The organism is Desulfitobacterium nosdiversum (genome assembly GCF_049860565.1).
Taxonomy (GTDB): Bacteria; Bacillota; Desulfitobacteriia; order Desulfitobacteriales; family Desulfitobacteriaceae; genus Desulfitobacterium_A; species Desulfitobacterium_A nosdiversum.
Genome location: NZ_CP172056.1, coordinates 815454 through 833224 on the forward strand (window position 1 = coordinate 815454; position 17771 = coordinate 833224).

Annotated in this window: 18 protein-coding genes; 17 read left to right on the forward strand and 1 reads right to left on the reverse strand. The window is 42.6% G+C overall.

The window, feature by feature from the left end:
• The first annotated feature begins 123 nt into the window (after nt 1-123).
• Nucleotides 124-1515, forward strand: coding sequence for an asparagine--tRNA ligase (gene asnS, locus ACHOLT_RS04010; protein WP_425805933.1), 1392 nt, complete (start codon nt 124-126; stop codon nt 1513-1515).
• A 135-nt stretch (nt 1516-1650) separates the two neighbouring features.
• Here asnS and lepB read toward each other — a convergent pair whose 3' ends face one another.
• A complete protein-coding gene (gene lepB, locus ACHOLT_RS04015) occupies nt 1651-2187 on the reverse strand; it encodes a signal peptidase I (protein WP_425805935.1) in 537 nt (178 codons plus the stop codon).
• Nucleotides 2188-2401: 214 nt separating this feature from the next.
• Here lepB and sleB point away from each other — a divergent pair, with 214 nt between their 5' ends.
• The 16 genes from sleB to ACHOLT_RS04095 all read left to right on the forward strand — a co-directional run bounded on the left by sleB (nt 2402) and on the right by ACHOLT_RS04095 (nt 17735).
• Nucleotides 2402-3085, forward strand: coding sequence for a spore cortex-lytic enzyme (gene sleB, locus ACHOLT_RS04020; protein ID WP_425805936.1), 684 nt, complete (start codon nt 2402-2404; stop codon nt 3083-3085).
• A gap of 11 nt (nt 3086-3096) precedes the next feature.
• A complete protein-coding gene (locus ACHOLT_RS04025) occupies nt 3097-4461 on the forward strand; it encodes a PepSY1/2 domain-containing protein (protein WP_425805937.1) in 1365 nt (454 codons plus the stop codon).
• Between the two features lie 202 nt (nt 4462-4663).
• A complete protein-coding gene (locus tag ACHOLT_RS04030; RefSeq protein WP_425805939.1) occupies nt 4664-5095 on the forward strand; it encodes a DUF1934 domain-containing protein in 432 nt (143 codons plus the stop codon).
• Nucleotides 5092-6777 (forward strand): arginine--tRNA ligase, encoded by a 1686-nt coding sequence (gene argS, locus ACHOLT_RS04035; RefSeq protein ID WP_425805941.1) that lies wholly within the window; start codon nt 5092-5094, stop codon nt 6775-6777. The genes ACHOLT_RS04030 and argS overlap by 4 nt, the downstream gene beginning before the upstream one ends.
• Nucleotides 6778-6891: 114 nt before the next feature.
• On the forward strand, nt 6892-7326 hold the full coding sequence (gene rpoE, locus ACHOLT_RS04040; protein ID WP_425805942.1) for a DNA-directed RNA polymerase subunit delta: 435 nt from the start codon (nt 6892-6894) through the stop codon (nt 7324-7326).
• 202 nt (nt 7327-7528) lie between these two features.
• A complete protein-coding gene (locus ACHOLT_RS04045) occupies nt 7529-9121 on the forward strand; it encodes a CTP synthase (protein ID WP_425805944.1) in 1593 nt (530 codons plus the stop codon).
• A gap of 146 nt (nt 9122-9267) precedes the next feature.
• The gene (locus ACHOLT_RS04050) at nt 9268-10365 is read left to right on the forward strand and encodes a lipid II:glycine glycyltransferase FemX (RefSeq protein WP_425805945.1); all 1098 of its coding nucleotides are present in this window, start codon (nt 9268-9270) and stop codon (nt 10363-10365) included.
• A gap of 24 nt (nt 10366-10389) precedes the next feature.
• Nucleotides 10390-11601, forward strand: a complete 1212-nt coding sequence (gene alr / locus ACHOLT_RS04055; RefSeq protein ID WP_425805946.1) for an alanine racemase — start codon at nt 10390-10392, stop codon at nt 11599-11601.
• A gap of 11 nt (nt 11602-11612) precedes the next feature.
• Nucleotides 11613-12005: a response regulator gene (locus ACHOLT_RS04060; protein WP_425805948.1), complete on the forward strand. Its 393-nt coding sequence runs from the start codon at nt 11613-11615 to the stop codon at nt 12003-12005.
• Between the two features lie 171 nt (nt 12006-12176).
• Nucleotides 12177-12851: a hypothetical protein gene (locus ACHOLT_RS04065; protein WP_425805949.1), complete on the forward strand. Its 675-nt coding sequence runs from the start codon at nt 12177-12179 to the stop codon at nt 12849-12851.
• 3 nt (nt 12852-12854) lie between these two features.
• Entirely contained in the window at nt 12855-13709 is an 855-nt protein-coding gene (locus ACHOLT_RS04070) for a class II fructose-1,6-bisphosphate aldolase (protein WP_425805951.1), read from the forward strand.
• A gap of 14 nt (nt 13710-13723) precedes the next feature.
• On the forward strand, nt 13724-14365 hold the full coding sequence (gene fsa / locus ACHOLT_RS04075; protein WP_425805953.1) for a fructose-6-phosphate aldolase: 642 nt from the start codon (nt 13724-13726) through the stop codon (nt 14363-14365).
• 167 nt (nt 14366-14532) lie between these two features.
• A complete protein-coding gene (glpX, locus tag ACHOLT_RS04080; RefSeq protein WP_425805955.1) occupies nt 14533-15525 on the forward strand; it encodes a class II fructose-bisphosphatase in 993 nt (330 codons plus the stop codon).
• Between the two features lie 103 nt (nt 15526-15628).
• A complete protein-coding gene (locus tag ACHOLT_RS04085) occupies nt 15629-16327 on the forward strand; it encodes a peptidoglycan DD-metalloendopeptidase family protein (protein ID WP_425805957.1) in 699 nt (232 codons plus the stop codon).
• Nucleotides 16328-16471: 144 nt separating this feature from the next.
• Nucleotides 16472-16669 (forward strand): 50S ribosomal protein L31, encoded by a 198-nt coding sequence (gene rpmE / locus ACHOLT_RS04090; protein ID WP_425805959.1) that lies wholly within the window; start codon nt 16472-16474, stop codon nt 16667-16669.
• Nucleotides 16670-16856: 187 nt separating this feature from the next.
• On the forward strand, nt 16857-17735 hold the full coding sequence (locus ACHOLT_RS04095; protein WP_425805960.1) for a DUF1385 domain-containing protein: 879 nt from the start codon (nt 16857-16859) through the stop codon (nt 17733-17735).
• The last annotated feature ends 36 nt before the right edge of the window (nt 17736-17771 follow it).

Genomic DNA, 17771 nt, shown 5'->3' on the forward strand with positions numbered 1-17771 from the left:
GAATGCAGGAGATTTACTTTTTAAAGTGGAAATTATTTTCTGCTTGTCCTTAATGAAAATGTAATGTTAGTAAACAGGCCAATTTAAACATAATAGAAAAGGGCAGTGAAGGGAGTTTTTCGGATGAAGAGCACTTTGGTTAAAAGTATTTTTCGAAACCCAGCTCAGTATTTAAATCAAGAGATAGAAATTTCAGGATGGATTCGAACCTCGCGAGCCTCAAAGGCCTTTGGTTTTATTGAGTTAAACGATGGAACTTTTTTTAAAAATCTTCAAGTTGTATTCGAAGAGGGTATGGAAAATTTTGCGGAGATCGCAAAATTGGCAACGGGCACCTCAATCATTGTTAAAGGTATTTTGGCTGAATCATTGGGAGCAAAACAACCGTTTGAACTCAAAGCGCAAAGCATCATTGTTGAGGGAGAATGCGCTTCAGATTATCCGCTCCAAAAGAAGAGGCATTCCTTTGAATATCTCCGTACTATTGCTCATTTGCGTCCTCGTACGAATAGCTTTTCTGCGGTCTTCCGGGTTCGTTCTTTAGTTGCTTTTGCGATTCATCAATTTTTTCAAGAAAAAGGCTTCGTTTATGTTCACACTCCAATCATCACCGGGAGTGATGCCGAGGGAGCCGGAGAAATGTTTCATGTGACTACTTTAGATTTAGATGCACCGCCTCGGACAGAAGAAGGAAAGATTGATTACAGCAGGGATTTTTTTGGGCGGGAAACCAATCTTACCGTGAGCGGACAACTTAATGTTGAAACTTATTGTATGGCGTTTCGGAACGTCTATACTTTTGGCCCCACCTTTCGGGCAGAAAACTCCAATACCGCTCGACATGCGGCAGAATTCTGGATGATTGAACCGGAGATCGCCTTTGCAGACTTAGAGGATGATATGGAATTAGCAGAGGACATGATTAAGTATGTCATTAATTATGTCCTAGAAAATGCACCGGAGGAAATGGCTTTCTTTAACGAATTCGTCGATAAAAACTTGCTTGATCGTCTGCAGAATATTGTTCAAGCCAGTTTTGAAAGAGTTACATATACCCGGGCCATCGAGTTATTAGAAAAAGCGAAAGATAAATTTGAATATCCCGTAGAATGGGGAACAGATTTGCAGACCGAGCATGAACGTTATCTAACGGAACAGGTTTTCAAAAAACCAATCTTTGTTATTGATTATCCCAAAGAAATCAAAGCCTTCTATATGCGGCTGAATGAAGACCGGAAGACTGTTGCAGCGATGGATCTTCTTGTCCCGGGAATCGGTGAAATTATTGGCGGAAGCCAACGTGAAGAACGATTAGATGTTCTCGAAAAAAGAATGGATGAACTCGGACTTAAGAAAGAAGATTATGCCTGGTATCTTGATTTGCGCAAATATGGCGGAACACGTCATGCCGGCTACGGCTTAGGCTTCGAACGAATCATCATGTACCTGACAGGAATTTCAAATATCCGTGATGTAATAGCCTTCCCAAGAACAGTTAACAATGCCGATTTTTAAGACAGATTTAAAACTCCATAATAACCGAATCGCAAGTTTAGTAATAGCACATATTTCTCTAAATCAGGGTACAAAAAGGACATTAGTTTTAGATTATTTCTCAAAACTAATGTCCTTAAATTTTAATAGACTAAATTATTTTGCCAAGTAACCAAAACTCTTAAGCGGCCAAATTCTAATTAATGCTCTTCCGACAATATTATCCTTTGGTAAAGCTCCCCAGTAATGACTGTCGAGACTTTGATTTCGATTATCGCCTAAAACGAAATATGAATTTTCAGGTACGATAGTAGGACCATAAGTGTAGTTCGGCTTTTCCATTTCATAAGGTTCGCTTAGTTCGGAACCATTAATGAATACTTTGCCATTCTTAATTTCCACTGTTTCTCCGGGAAGACCAATAACTCGTTTGATCCAATCTGTTCCGCTGGAATCCACTTCTGAAGGTGGACGGAACACAATGATATCGCCTCTGTTTATATTAGAGAACTTAAAAGCTATCTTATCGACGACTACTCTATCCTGTAATTGAATTGTAGGCAGCATAGAAGGTGTTGGAATAACGCTTGCTTCTACTACTGTACTGCGCAAACCCCATGACAATACCAATGCAAATACAATTATTTCAATATAATCTAAAACTGTTCTTCCGATACTTTTCTTAGTTGACATTTCATTCCTCCATTCTAAATTTTTTATCGTTCATTTAAGTCTGTATTATTAAATAATTTTCTTGGGTTTATTACATTTTATACCATGTAACCTTTTAATAAAAGGGTCTGGAATATTTAATACCCCAGGTTAGTTTTTTTATTGCTTTGATTTGGATAATTTAACAAAAGTTAGCCACACTAAAAGAGAAATCTTTCAAGTGAGGTGAGGAGCAATGACACGCAAGAAACTTTGGGTCGGGGGGCTTGCTCTGATTCTGGCCTTAGCATTGTCAAGTGTAGCTTATGGCGCATTAGGCGACCGTTTGTTAGGCAAAGGTTCAAATGGATCTGAGGTCAGGGAGTTGCAAAAGCGGTTAACTCAGATGGGTTATGTTGTTGGCCCGCTCGACGGAAAATTTGGGTCTAAAACTCAAGCAGCGGTCCGTAGATTTCAGCAGGATCACGGACTGAAAGTGGATGGTTTAGCCGGGACAGTAACGATAACCGAATTGAAACGCTTAACGGGTGAAAGTACAACCTCCTCAGGGAAGCCTGTCGGTTCTAAAAATGTGGATATCAATCTCTTAGCCCGGCTGGTAAATGGCGAGGCCAGGGGGGAACCCTACCAGGGGCAAGTCGCAGTCGCCGCAGTTGTTTTAAATCGGATAAAGGATCCGGCATTCCCGAAAACGGTTGCAGATATCGTTTACCAACCGGGAGCCTTTTCGTGTGTAAATGACGGACAAATCAATTTAGCTCCTCAGTCATCAGCGATTAAGGCGGCCAGTGAAGCGGCGAATGGATCAGATCCTTCTAAAGGAGCGCTCTATTTCTTCAATCCGTCTAAAACCTCAAACAAATATATTTGGTCACGGCCGCAAATATTGCAAATCGGCAATCATATCTTTACTCGGTAGGAGGGAAAGGCATGGACAGAAAATTTTGGTATGGTCTTTTAGGGATTGCCCTTATTCTCTCTCTAGGCTGGGGAATTAATGAATACCGGCAGGCGGAGAATTTGCGGCTGACAACAGAAAATCAAAATCAACGCGCCTTTAGAGATTTAGCCAGTCATATGGACCAACTGGAAACAGATTTATCGAAAGGTCAGGTTGCTTCCACTGCAAACCAAAAGGTACTTTACTTAAGTCAAGCCGGGAGCAATAGTGAGGCCGCTATGAAGGATTTAGCCCAGCTGCCGGCAGAGGATAATGGCTTGAGTTATGTAGGACAATTTCTGAACCAAGTCGGTGATTTTTCCCGAAATGCTGCACATAAGGTAGCGATCGGGTCTAATTTAACAAATGAAGAAGAGAAAACATTAGCTGATGTGCATGATCGTCTTCTTTCCGCCAATCGCAAAGTTCAAGACCTTCTTGTACGGGTAGATACTGAAAACCTAGCATGGGCAAATAAGCCTGCTGCAACGTGGAAAAAGCTAGGCTTCAGTAAAACCCAAATTGCAGAAGCAGCTGCCGAGGGACAGGATGTTCAAGCGAGTTCCGTGCGCTCCGGCTTGGATCAGCTCAATGCCAGCCTGCAAAAATTGCCTCCTTTCTCCTATACTGGAGAATTTGCAACACGCTCTGTCGCAGAGCCTTTGGGTTTGCCGACTCAAGAAGTGAATAAGGATAAATCCCTTGAAGTTGCCAAGGACTTTTTAAATAAAATAGGGTCGCCTGGTGTAAACCTTGAGTTTGCCGGTGTCAGCTCAGGACCGATGGGCGGGTATCTCTGGCGGCAAGGGGATATCAGCCTCACAGTCAGCAAGCGGGGCGGCGTAGTCACTGATTATTCGAACCAAAGGTCGCTGCAGGAAAGAACTTTAACAGTTGAACAAGCGAAAAACAAGGCTTTATCGACGTTGGACAACTTGGGATGGAAATTGGTTCCGACCTCAATTGAAGACTATGGCGGTTACCTCCGGCTTGAGGTTGTCGATGAAAAGGATAAGGTGCGTTATTACCCAGATAAAATTCGTTTAACTGTTACTTTGGATAATGGTCAAATTACTGCTTATGATGCAACACCCTATTGGGCATATCATTATCAGAGGAAGTTCTCGGCAAAAATTTCAGCCGATGAGGCTAAGACAAAGCTGCGGAGCGGTTTTCAGATCAAGGAAACAAGATTGGCAGTTATTCCGGTTTTAGGGAACCGTGAAGTATTAGCTTATGAATTCCGCGGAACATACCAAGGTGAGGAGTATCTCGTATATATCAATGCCGAAAGCGGTCTTGAAGAAAAAATTCAGCGGATCATTAAGACTCCGCGCGGAGAATACCTGCAGTAGACAATCATTAAGATTTAGTTTTTCTGATTTAGAACCCGAAAAGAATGGGAAGATTAGAGAGGGCAGCTTACCCTCTCTAATCTTTTAATTTTTAACTGCTGTTGGAGCAATACAACATGCATTTTAAAATAAAATCTGACAGAATAGCCTAATGTGAGCTATAATTTTTATAGATATTCTTTAGAAGAAAGGAAAAAGGTCTTTGAGTAAGGCGGTAAAGATCGAGATCATCGGGACACAGGTGTATTCCGATGGTCGGGTGGATAAAGTAAAATATCAAGCTGCGGGTTCATTTCAGAAACGGCAGGGGAAATTTATAATAATATATCAAGAGCCTATAGAAACAGGAATGACTGGAGTTTCCACGGTTCTTAAAACGGAAGAGAATAGAATAATCCTTAATCGTATGGGTGGTGCTGAATTTCGTCAGGTATTTGAGCCGGGGATTCTCCATCACTCCAACTATGTAACCTCATTTGCTTCAATTTATATGAGCACATTGACTGAGGAAATGGAGATTAACTTGACAGAGCAAGGCGGACATATTACTCTAAAATATAACCTATTCGCGAATGATGAAAAGGTAAGTGATAATATGCTGGAGATTAATATAAAGGAGGATACTCCTCAATGAGTTTATATGAAGAAATTAAGGAAAAAGTTATAGCTAATTTGACTAATGCAGCTAAAACAGCACAAAATGCCGGAGATCTAACATTTGAAAATTTACCGAATTTTGTTTTAGAAGAACCTCGGGAAAAACAGCATGGGGATCTTGCAACTAATTTAGCGATGGTTTTAACGAAACAGGCGCGTAAGTCTCCTCGTGAAATTGCGGGAATACTTTTAAAGCACTTTCAAACAGAGGGAACGTGGATTCAATCGCACGAAATTGCAGGACCAGGTTTTATAAATTTTAAGCTTGACCCAACGTGGTTAACTGGAGTGATTCCTCAGATCTTGAACCAAGGTGAAGATTATGGCAAGGTAAACCTAGGCCAGGGGCAGAAAGTTCAAGTTGAATTTGTAAGTGCTAACCCGACTGGATTGTTACATATGGGAAATGCACGCGGCGCAGCTTTAGGAGACAGCTTGGCCTCCCTCTTAACTGCTGCCGGATATGAAGTAAGCCGTGAGTTCTATATTAATGATGCAGGCAATCAGATTCATAATTTTGCACTCTCCTTGGAAGCTCGCTATTTGCAGCAATTAGGACAAGATGTTCCTTTTCCTGAAGGGGGATACCATGGGGAAGACCTGATTGATACGGTAAAAGGATTGATTGCTAAGGTAGGAGATAAATACCTTAATATTGAGGTTGAGCTTCGGCGCGAGTTTTTAGTTCGTTATGCTTTGGAGGAAAAACTTATAAATATCCGTCAAACTCTTGCCGATATGGGAGTTCATTATGACGTTTGGTTCAGCGAGCAATCCCTCCATGATTCGGGAGCTGTTAAAAAGGCAATGGAGGATATGGAGAAGCAAGGGTATATCTATGAAAAAGAGGGAGCCCTTTGGTTGAAGTCTACCCTTTTTGGTGATGAGAAAGATGAGGTTGTGGTTCGCAGTAATGGAACGCCGACCTATTTTGCAGCGGATATCGCTTATCATCGCAATAAATTTGAACGCGGATTTGACCGTGTCATCAATATTTGGGGAGCAGATCATCATGGACATGTTGCCCGTATGAAGGGAGCAATGTCTGCCCTCGGTTATAATCCGGATAATCTGCAAATCATTTTGATGCAGCTTGTGCGCTTGATTCAAGATGGTGAAGTCGTCCGGATGTCTAAACGCTCAGGTCAATATATTACATTGCGGGAATTGATGGAGGAAGTCGGCAAGGATGCCGCACGCTTCTTCTTTATTATGCGGGATCCCGATTCTACCGTTGAATTTGATCTTGATTTAGCGAAAGCAGAGTCATCGGATAATCCGGTCTACTATGTGCAATATGCTTATGCGCGCCTATGCAGTATTCTGCGGCAGGCTGAAGAATCCGGTTATTCCTATTCCGGGATTCCGACAAAAGAAGAACTCGCCCTCTTAAATAGTACGGAGGAACAGGAGCTTCTTAAGAAAATGGCCGATTTGCCGGGTGAAATTGCTACGGCTGCACGTCTTATGGAGCCCCACCGTTTAGCCCGTTATGTTTTAGACTTAGCAGCGCTCTTTCATAGTTTTTATAACAGTCAACGGGTATTGGTTGATGAGGAAGACTTACGAAAGGTACGTTTGGCTTTAGTCTGTTCGACAAAGCAAGTTTTAGCCAATGTCTTGGCAATTTTAGGAGTTACAGCACCGGAAAGAATGTAGTGTGTAAATTATAATTTTTCTTAATTCCCTTTTCAGTTAGGCAGGAAATATTTAGGGATGGGTCGAATATAATGATTTAAATTTCGATGCAGCTGAGAAGGGCGGTGGGATTATTTGACCCATTCCAATACACCGAAAGCACAAAGTTCTGAGGTGGATATTGCCTATCAACTACTATTAGATCAAGGCCGTTCTCGAAACTACTTTGACTTAATTCAAGACGTTCTTAAATTAAGAAATCTTGAAATGGAGCCAGATCGAGTTTCGGCAGTATTAACACAAATCAACTTGGATTCTCGTTTTGCGTATTTGGGAAAGGGCGAATGGGGGCTTAGAGCTTGGACGCCGAGCCGCAGTCCTCGCAAATCGTCATCATCCGTGAATCTTTTAAACAAAGAATCAGTCAATGAAGAGGATGAGACTGACTTAGAAGACGAGGAAGAAAAGGAATTGCTCCTTGATGATTCTGAGGAAGATTCAGATTCCTTTGAGGAGGATGATTCCTATGCGGAGCCGTCTCACCGACCAAATGATGATTCATGGAATTAGTTTGCCGTTTTAGGATGCTTTATATTGACAGAGCTGACTAATATGGCTAGAATGAAGCATAGTGGGAAAAAATAAAGCTAGTGCGTCTTGCGGACTAGCTTTTTTTATGTTTTTTGCTTTGGCGTTTTTAGTAAAAGAATAGACATTCTTGTGTTATTAGAACATAATAACGCAGAATATGCTTGAGAAAGGATAGGGGAATATGACGAAGTTTATTTTTGTTACTGGTGGAGTTGTATCTTCTTTAGGAAAGGGGATTACAGCAGCTTCGCTCGGGTGTCTGTTAAAAAATAGAGGATTAAATGTTGCCATTCAAAAGTTTGATCCCTATATTAATATTGACCCCGGTACAATGAGCCCTTATCAACATGGTGAGGTATTTGTAACGGATGATGGAGCGGAGACAGACTTGGATCTCGGGCATTATGAGCGTTTTATTGATGTTCCGGTTTCTAAAAGCAGCAATGTTACAACAGGGAAAATCTATTGGTCTGTTATTAACAAAGAACGTAAAGGGGATTATCTTGGGGGAACTGTCCAGGTGATTCCGCATATTACCAATGAGATTAAGGAACGGATTTATCGGGTTGCCCGGGAATCTCACCCTGATGTAGTGATTACCGAGATTGGCGGAACAGTAGGAGATATTGAATCCTTGCCCTTCCTTGAAGCGATTCGGCAAATGCGCGGAGATATTGGCCGTGAGAATGTGCTCTATCTTCATGTGACCTTGGTTCCCTATCTTGCAGCGTCAGGTGAGCTGAAGACAAAGCCGACTCAACACTCTGTAAAAGAGCTGCGCGGAATTGGGATTCAGCCGAATATTTTGGTTTGCCGTGCTGAACATGAAATTTCTGAAGATATGAAAGAAAAATTAGCTTTGCTTTGCGATATTGATCGGGAAGCAATCGTTCAAACGGTGGATGCCCCAACGATTTATGAGGTGCCTCTGATACTTCAGGAAGAAGGTTTGGACGATATTGTCCTTCGGCATTTTGGACTTGAAGCTCCTCGTGCAGATATGAACGAGTGGAAAGCCATGGTTGAGCGTATTAAATCGCCAACCCGTGAAGTAGAAATTGCGATCGTTGGAAAATATGTTGAACTGCCTGATGCCTATCTGAGTGTAGCAGAAGCCATTCGCCATGCGGCAACAGAGCATTCAGCTAAGGCTAAGATCAAGTGGGTTAATTCCGAGGAGATTGAAGAAAAATCAGCGGAAGAGCTTCTCCAAGGGGTAAAAGGAATCCTTGTTCCCGGGGGGTTTGGAAATCGCGGAATTGAAGGTAAGATTGAGGCCATTCGTTATGCCCGTGAAAATAAAGTTCCTTTCTTAGGAATTTGCTTGGGAATGCAATGTGCGATTATAGAATTTGCGCGGAATGTCTGTAATATGGAAGGCGCAAACAGTACGGAATTTAATGAGGATACGGATTATCCTGTTATTGATATCCTGCCTGAACAAAAGGATATTGAAGATAAAGGCGGCACAATGCGCCTTGGAATTTCTCCTGTAAAACTAGAAGAAGACAGTAAGGTTTACGCTTCTTATCAGGAGAAAGTGATTTACGAACGTCATCGTCATCGTTATGAAATGAATAACCAGTATCGTAAAGAGTTGGAAGATGCAGGACTGAAGTTTTCAGGGACATCACCGGATGGACGTTTAGTTGAAGTCACAGAATATCAGGATCACCCTTGGTTTGTTGCCTCACAATATCATCCGGAATTCAAGTCCCGACCTAATCGTCCGCATCCACTTTTCAGAGACTTCGTCAACGCAGCTCTGAAATAAGAATTAATAACAATGAAAATTTCCATGGCCTGTTAGAGAGCCATGGAATCCTTTTAATTAGCGTGAGTTTGTGAATCTTCATAAACGGCAAAGCTTTATCTTAGATGATAATTTTTTGATATAGATTAGACTGGGAGGCTAAACGAATGCCCTATACTGCACGATGGATTGATGAAAGTGAAAAATCACGTTTTAATGAATTTTTGGCTCGCCATCCCAAAGGCCATGTTTTACAAACCTGGGAATGGGGAGAGCTTAAAAGCCGGACAGGCTGGCATCCTTGGCGCTTAATTTTGGAGGAAAACGGAGAAATTGTAGCTGCAATTTCAATCTTGGAACGAAAGCTTCCTGTTGTAGGGTTTCCTATCTTTTATGCGTCACGAGGTCCGGTCGTTGCATGGCAAGATGAAAAACTTTTTGATGCTTTATTAGCTGAAGTTAAGGTTTTAGCTAAGAAGCGCGGAGCAATTTTCTTAAAAGTTGATCCTGATGTTCCTTCATCGGAGCGACAGCTCGAAAATTATTTGCGCGCGCGAGGTTTCCGGTCCGCTGAAAGCGGCAAAGGATTCGAAGGGGTTCAGCCCAAATATGTTTTCCGGTTGGACATCTCCCCAGACGAAGAGACACTGCTCAAGCAAATGCATCAGAAAACACGCTATAATGTAAAATTGGCTCAGAAAAAAGGGGTCACCATACGAATGGGAAGTAAGGAAGATCTTCCTGAATTTTACCGTGTTCTTAAGGAAACGACAGAGCGTGACCGTTTCCTGGTACGTTCCTACTCCTATTTTGAAGATATGTATGATCTGCTTCATCCAGCCGGTCTTGCTGAACTTTTTCTGGCAGAGTATGAGGGCGAGATTATTTCGGGGACACTTGCTCTCATTATTGGCGAGAAGGCTTGGTACTTGTATGGTGCTTCATCCAATGAGCACAGAAATGTAATGCCTAACTATTTGATTCAATGGGAAATGATTCGTTGGGCTAAGTCCAAAGGGTGTACAATGTACGATTTCCGCGGGGTACCAGGGCATTTAACAGAAGATAATCCTTTATATGGACTTTATCGTTTTAAAAAAGGTTTTAATGGAGAGTACACCGAGTTTGTGGGCGAGTGGGACTTAGTTTATCGACCTTTTATTTATTTTATGTGGACGCATTTTGAACCCATTTATTCAGATGTCGTAAAAGGAATTCTCGGTAAAATTCGGCGGGCTGGGAAAGGTCATTCCCATCATAAATAATGAACATGAGGAAGGTGCAAAGGATTGAGCGAAACCTGGATTGAAGTCAATCTCGATGCAGTACTCAATAATTATCAGGAAATTATAGGGCATCTTCAACCTCAAAGCCGATTGATGGCCGTCGTAAAGGCGGATGCGTATGGAATGGGCGCGGTACAGGTAGCTCATGTTCTTCAAGAGGCAGGTTGTGAAGCCTTTGCTGTAACAACCGTTTCAGAAGGAATTATTTTACGCGAACATGGTATTGATGCGTTAATACTTGTGCTTAGTCCTGTCCTTAAGGAGGAAGTCGAGGAAGCGCTTCAAGCCAATCTCCAATTAACCCTGTCCAGCTTTGGGCAAATTCAGAGTCTGGAGGAGTTCGCTGCTGACCTTGGTAAAACGGCACAAGTCCATATTAAACTAGAAACAGGTATGGGGCGAACCGGTTTCTTTTATGAAGACTTGGAGGATTTAGCGCAAGCCCTTGCGGCAAATCCGCATATTAAAGCAGTCGGTGTCTTTACGCATTTAGCACGAGCAGCACAGAGAGATCGCACCTATACACAGGAACAGTATAATCATTTTCAGAAAGGTGTAAAAAGGCTTGAAGAGCTGGGGGTAAACAGTATGTTAAAACATATCTGCAATAGCGCGGCTTTTCTGGATTTTCCTGAGTGGCATCTGGATTTTGTTCGTGTGGGGACTCTTTTAATCGGGCATTTTCCTGCTCCCAGCTTTGCGGGAAAACTCAAATTGAAGGATCCCTGGGTCGCGAAAACAAGAATTATACACATGCGCAATGTACCGAAAGGAACGTACGTTGGTTATCAAAGTACTTATCGAACAAAAAAGGAAACCCAACTCGCCGTCATACCTGTAGGTTATGCGGATGGATTTGGAGTAGTCCCTCATTTTGTACCACAGGGTTTTTGGGATTTTATTAAGATTGTTATTAAAAATATGCTTGCTCTTTTTGGGGTTTATTTAGGGGGAGAAACGGTTAACTTAAGAGGTCATGTCGTTCCCGTAGCGGGAAAGATAGGAATGCAATTGACCGTATTGGATGTGGGTAATTTCTCTTGCCAGGTTGGCGATGAGGTTGTTATTCCGCTGAGAAGAACTTTAGCAAACCCTCGAATTGATCGGATTTACTGTAAAGATAAAACATTCTTTGTAAAACGAGGAATAAAAGAAGGATTTTTATCCCTTAATACAGAATATCAACCAGGATATGGAGAAATTAACACCAAGTGAGAGGTGAGAAGATGTCTAAGGTTCTGGTTGTTGATGACCAACTCGGGGTAAGGCGATTGTTATATGAAACCTTCCGAGAAGATCAACATGAAGTAGAAATGGCGGGTAATGGAAAAGAAGCACTTCAAATTTTAGAGGATTTTAGTCCTGATCTCATTTTGATGGATATGAAGATGCCGGGTATGAATGGAATTGATACCCTAAGACAAATTCGATCATTTAACAAAGAGGTTGGGGTTATCATGATGACCGCCTATGGAGATGCTCAAAATATGGAGCAGGCCCGGGATTTAGGGGTTCTATATTATATGAGCAAGCCCTTTGATCTGTTTGAAATGAGAGACCGCGTTCGAGAGATTCTAGAAGGTAACATGCGGACAAGTTCAGACGTGAGCAACCTATAGCTAAGAAGAAAAATTTTTTCATTTTTTATTTATTTAAGGGTAAGCTTTAAGGAGACTTTCTTTTTGGGAAGTCTCTTTCTCTATAATTTTTCACCATTTTTTTTGGCTGTATGGATGCAGGAAAACTCTGAGATTTGCCGAAGTATAGTTCAGTAGAAAGAGGTGGGAATTATGATACTGACGACAAATACGTCAGTGGCCATCCAATGCCCAAAATGTGGTGAACTCGAATTTAACGCTCTTTCTCTTTTTGCTTTTGCAGGGAAAGGGCGAGAGAATTTTTATTGTCAATGCGGTGAGCCTCTATTATCCGTTGTAAGCCGTGATCATCATCATTTTAATTTATCTTTTCACTGCGCATTTTGCGGTGAGGTTCACTATTTACGCTTAAAACGGAGTGCGATTTGGGGCAAGGCGGTTTTGCCTTTGGTATGTCCGGAGGTTGAAGCTTCAACGGGTTTTATTGGCCCTAAACAAAAGGTAACCCAAGCCTGTCATGAACGGGAAAAATCGATAAGCGAATTGGCTGCGGAACTGGGCTATGAAGAAGAATTCGAAAATCCGGAAGTGATGTTAAAACTTTTGGATCATCTTCATTATTTGGCTAAAAACGGTGCTTTAAGCTGTGGCTGCGGAAACCGGCATTTGTCCTTTGAATTATTGCCTGATCGAGTTGAGCTGTATTGTGAAGACTGTGAGGCAGTGGGTGTAATCTATGGCGACAGCTCAGAAAATATTCGTCTGTTTGAAGGAATGAAATCCTTAAAACTTGAGGAAAATAAAACGTTGTTAATTAATCGCCACCAGCGGGCAAATCAACTCGCCAAGGCGAATGAGGAGGAATAAATCATGAGTTTAGTTCCTGTTGCAGAGCTTCTTAAAAAGGCCCAGGAAGGGCATTATGCTGTCGGAGCATTTAACTGTAATAATATGGAGATCGTTCAGGCTATTGTCGCTGCTGCTGAAGCGGAAAAGGCACCTGTTATTATTCAGGCCAGCCAAGGAGCCATTAAATATGCCGGAATTGAATATATAGCGACACTTACACGATTAGCAGCTGAAAAAGCGAGTATTCCAGTGGCTTTACACTTGGATCATGGAACGAGTTTTACTCAAGTAGTGCAATGTATCCGTAACGGTTTTAGCTCGGTTATGATCGATGGATCTAAACTTCCTCTTGAAGAGAATATCGCATTAACAAATAAAGTTATTGAAGTCGCTCATCCCTTAGGAATTTCCGTTGAAGCGGAACTGGGCAAAATTGGGGGAACTGAGGATGATATTTCGATCAGTGAACGTGAAGCCTTGTTTACCGATCCTGCCGAGGCAGAACGCTTTGTTAAAGAAGCTCCCGCAGATGCCTTAGCAATTGCCATTGGCACAGCCCACGGACAATATAAAGGGGTTCCAAAGCTTGATTTCGAGCGTTTAAAAGAAATTAGGAAACGGGTAAACACCCCTATCGTTCTTCATGGTTCTTCCGGCGTTCCTGAGGATGCGATCCGTGAAGCAGTTTCTTTGGGTGTGTGTAAAGTAAATATTGATACGAATATTCGTGAAGCATTTGTGGCCGCCGCACGTCTAGTTCTTGAACAAAACCCGAAAGAAATTGATCCTCGCAAAGTGCTTGGCCCAGCTCGGGAGGCAGCAACGGCAATCATTCGCGAGAAGATTCGAATTTTTGGCAGCAACGCTAAGGCTTAATAGGAGGAGCAGGTATGCAATTTTTTTTGGATTCGGCGAATATGGATGAGATTAATCAAGCCTGGAATATGGGCGTTATTGCTGGAGTAACCACCAACCCAAGTTTAGTTGCCAAAGAGGGAAAGGATTTCCATACGCTTCTGAAAGAACTGGTACAAGTCGTTGATGGACCGATAAGCGCAGAGGTTATTGCTCTGGATACGGAGGGAATGCTCAAAGAAGCGCGGGAACTTGCAGGGATGCATAAAAATATCGTAGTAAAGATTCCGATGACTGAGGAAGGTCTTAAAGCTGTTAAAGTTTTAAGCCAAGAAGGAATTAACACGAATGTTACCCTGATTTTTAATGCGGTTCAGGCGCTGCTCGCTGCTCGGGCAGGTGCAACCTATGTCAGTCCGTTCTTGGGACGCTTAGATGATATTGGTGAGAATGGTCTTAACCTCGTGGAAGAAATATGCGATATCTTCAGCATTCATGCGATCGACACGAAGGTGATTGCTGCAAGTATTCGGAATCCCGTTCATGTTACTGAATCAGCAAAGTTAGGCGCAGATTTTGCAACTGTTCCCTTTAAGGTATTGCGGCAGCTCTTTAAGCATCCCTTAACGGATGCAGGTATTGAACGGTTTTTAGAAGACTGGAAAAAGCTCGGATAGATTTTAAAAGCTTGAAGGTTCCTTGAGAAGGAGCCTTTTATTATTGTTTGCCTTGAAACTAGGGAAAGAGTATGGCACAATAAGAGTAAATTGAATAATTGTGATGAACAAATAGTTGTTTAGTTGCAAAATTTTTGCGTATGATTTGAAAGTGAGGGGTCGTCTCGATGGAAAGAGAACTGACGATGGAATTTGCTCGCGTTACAGAAGCAGCTGCTTTAGCGTCCGCACGATGGGTTGGCCGCGGGAATAAGGAGGCTGCAGATGACGCAGCAGTTGAGGCCATGCGTTCTGTTTTCGATACCATTCATATGAGTGGTACTGTAGTTATCGGAGAAGGGGAAATGGATGAAGCTCCTATGCTCTATATTGGAGAGCGTTTAGGTACGGGTGATGCACCTGAACTTGATGTGGCAGTGGATCCGCTCGAGGGAACAAATATTGTTGCCAAAGGGTTAGCTGGTGCTATTGCTGTAGTGGCTATTGGCAAAAAAGGTTGCTTACTGCATGCCCCGGATATGTATATGGACAAGATTGCTACCGGCCCGGCCGGTAAAGGAAAAATCCATCTTGATGCCCCTGTTCATGAGAACTTAGCAATTTTGTCAGAGGGCTTGGGGAAGAGTATTGATGATTTAACCGTTGTTATTTTAGACCGTCCCCGTCATCATAAATTGATTCAAGAGGCGCGGGATGCAGGCGCCAGAATACGTCTTATCTCTGACGGCGATGTTTCTCCGGCTGTAGCATGTGCAGTTGAAGGAAGCGGTGTCGATATTATGATGGGTGTTGGCGGTGCTCCGGAAGGAGTTTTGGCCGCAGCAGCACTCCGTTGTTTAGGCGGAGAAATGCAAGGACGCCTTTGGCCGGAAAACGATGCCGATATCGCCCGAGCTCAAGCTTTAGGGATTTCAGATGTAAACAAACTCCTGACATTGGACGATTTAGTAAAATCGGATGAAGTTTTCTTTGCAGCCACAGGGATTACCGAAGGATCGCTCCTTCGCGGTGTTAATTTTACGGCACAAGGCGCATTAACCCACACTGTTGTTATGCGGGGCGAAACAGGAACAGTTCGCTTCATTGAAGCGCGGCATCGATTTGATAAGAAACCCCTTTATGCCATGAAGGGTGTTATGAATACATGTGCTCGAGGATAAACTTCCTTTATAAGTGAAAAATTTGTTATAGTATTTAATCTTCGAAAACTGGAAAGAATAGAGGAAAATGTTAAATCTTTCAGTTTCGAGGTGGTTAAGTAGAATGACTGTTCAAGGTGAGGGGCGAAAGCGGCACGTCCGTTTTATGAAAGGGTGTGCCGCTTTTCTCATGGCCTCTTTTGTTCTGATATGTAATGTTATTCCGGCGTACTCAAGCGGTATAAAAACAATCTCCTGTTTTTCAGTTGTTACTGTGGAGTCTGGTCAGGATTTGAATGCTTTGGCCAAAAGATATGGAACAACACCGGAGCAGATTATGAAGGATAATCCCAAATTAAATTCTCTTAAACCCGGTATGACTTTAACGATCAGAGAAAATACAAAAGCTGAAGATGTATCGCGTGGATCCACGGTTTCCTGGCATTGGCCGGTCTTGGGCCCGTTGAGTTCGGATTATGGCTGGCGGGGGTATAAAGAGTTTCACCATGGAATTGATATTGCGGTCGCGACGGGGACACCGGTGAGTGCCGCCCGCGCCGGTCGGGTTCTCAAAGCCGGCCGTTTGGGAGTATATGGTTTGGCAATTTTACTGGATCATGGAAATGGAATTCAAACCCTATATGCTCATAATAGTCAATTGCTCGTTAAGGCAGGTGAGCAGGTTGAGATCGGTGAACGGATCGCAATTTCCGGAAATACGGGAAATACAACGGGTCCTCACCTGCATTTTGAAATTCGGCAAAATGGAAAAACAGTCGATCCCGCAGATTTTTTACCTCAATATTCTATAGCAAAGCAGTGAGAAATAACGAATTGTTATCTTGACCGTTTTGGTTTCTTTGTGCTATAATTTTAAAAGTTGACTGGTTTTCAGTACGGAGATTCTTAGGCTCGTCAGAGCTGATGACATATCCGTTGAATATTCGGAAGGAAAGAAGGTGACGATATGAAAGAGAAAATACATCCTAAATATGAACAAACCACGATTACTTGTGCATGTGGTGAAGTTATTCATACCGGTAGCACGAGAAAAGATATCAAGGTGGAAATTTGTTCTAAGTGTCATCCTTTCTATACCGGTATCCAACGCTTTGTTGATGCTGGTGGACGGGTTGATAAGTTTAAAAAGAAATACGGACTATAAGAAAATAAACAACGGCCTGCGGTCGTTGCTGGAGAAAAAGCAGAGCGCATGCTCTGCTTTTTCATTTTATACTATTAGAAAGTATAAAATTTTTGACAAGTGCGAAGACAATGTCTTCAGGCGAAAGCCAAGTTTTCTTTATCCAAATGGACGAAGCTTAGTTTTCTTCGCGGAAGGAGGAGAGTAGATGAGCAAACCGGTTCAGTATGGTGGGCAAGCTCTGATTGAAGGGGTTATGATGCGAGGGCCAAAATCATCAGCGCTTGCGGTCCGCTTGCCGAATGGTGAGATTGAGGTAACCCACCAAGAAATTAAGCCTTGGTCAACGAACGCTTTCTGGAAATTGCCTTTAATTCGAGGTTTTGTAGCGTTGATAGAATCTTTGATCGTAGGGACCAAGGCCTTGATGTTTTCTGCGAATCGAGCAGCAGGTGAGGAAACGGGAGAGGAACTCAGTTTTTGGGAAATGGCCTTAACTGTTATCGTAGCGTTAGGTTTTGGACTCCTTTTATTTGTGGGTTTGCCGACAGGGTCGGCTCATTTGCTCAAGGCAAAAGTTCCAGGGGTTATCCTGCAAAATCTCCTCGAAGGAGGAATCCGTCTTCTTGTCTTTTTTGCATATATCCTGATTATTTCCAGGATGAAAGACATTCAACGCGTGTTTCAGTATCATGGTGCTGAGCATAAAACGATTTACACGTATGAGGAAGGTTTGGAGCTCACGGTTGAGAATGCTCGTAAATTTTCAACGCTCCATCCCCGTTGCGGAACGAGTTTTCTTCTTATTGTTGTTGTTGTAAGTATTTTTGTTTTTGCCTTTCTCGGGCTTAATCCTTTATGGTGGCGAATTCTTTCCCGGATCGTTTTAATGCCGCTTGTTGCTGGGGTAGCCTATGAAATCTTAAAGTTCTCTGCACGGCATCTAGACTCGCCTTATTGGCGGTGGTTGATTGCTCCAGGACTTTTATTACAGAAACTAACGACGCGGGAGCCGGACGATCAGCAGTTGGAAGTTGCTTTAGCGGCGTTGAAGGGAGTATTAGAATCAGGACAGGAACTTTCGTAATAAATGATTATGACTTTGTGATCAATGTGATTTTGA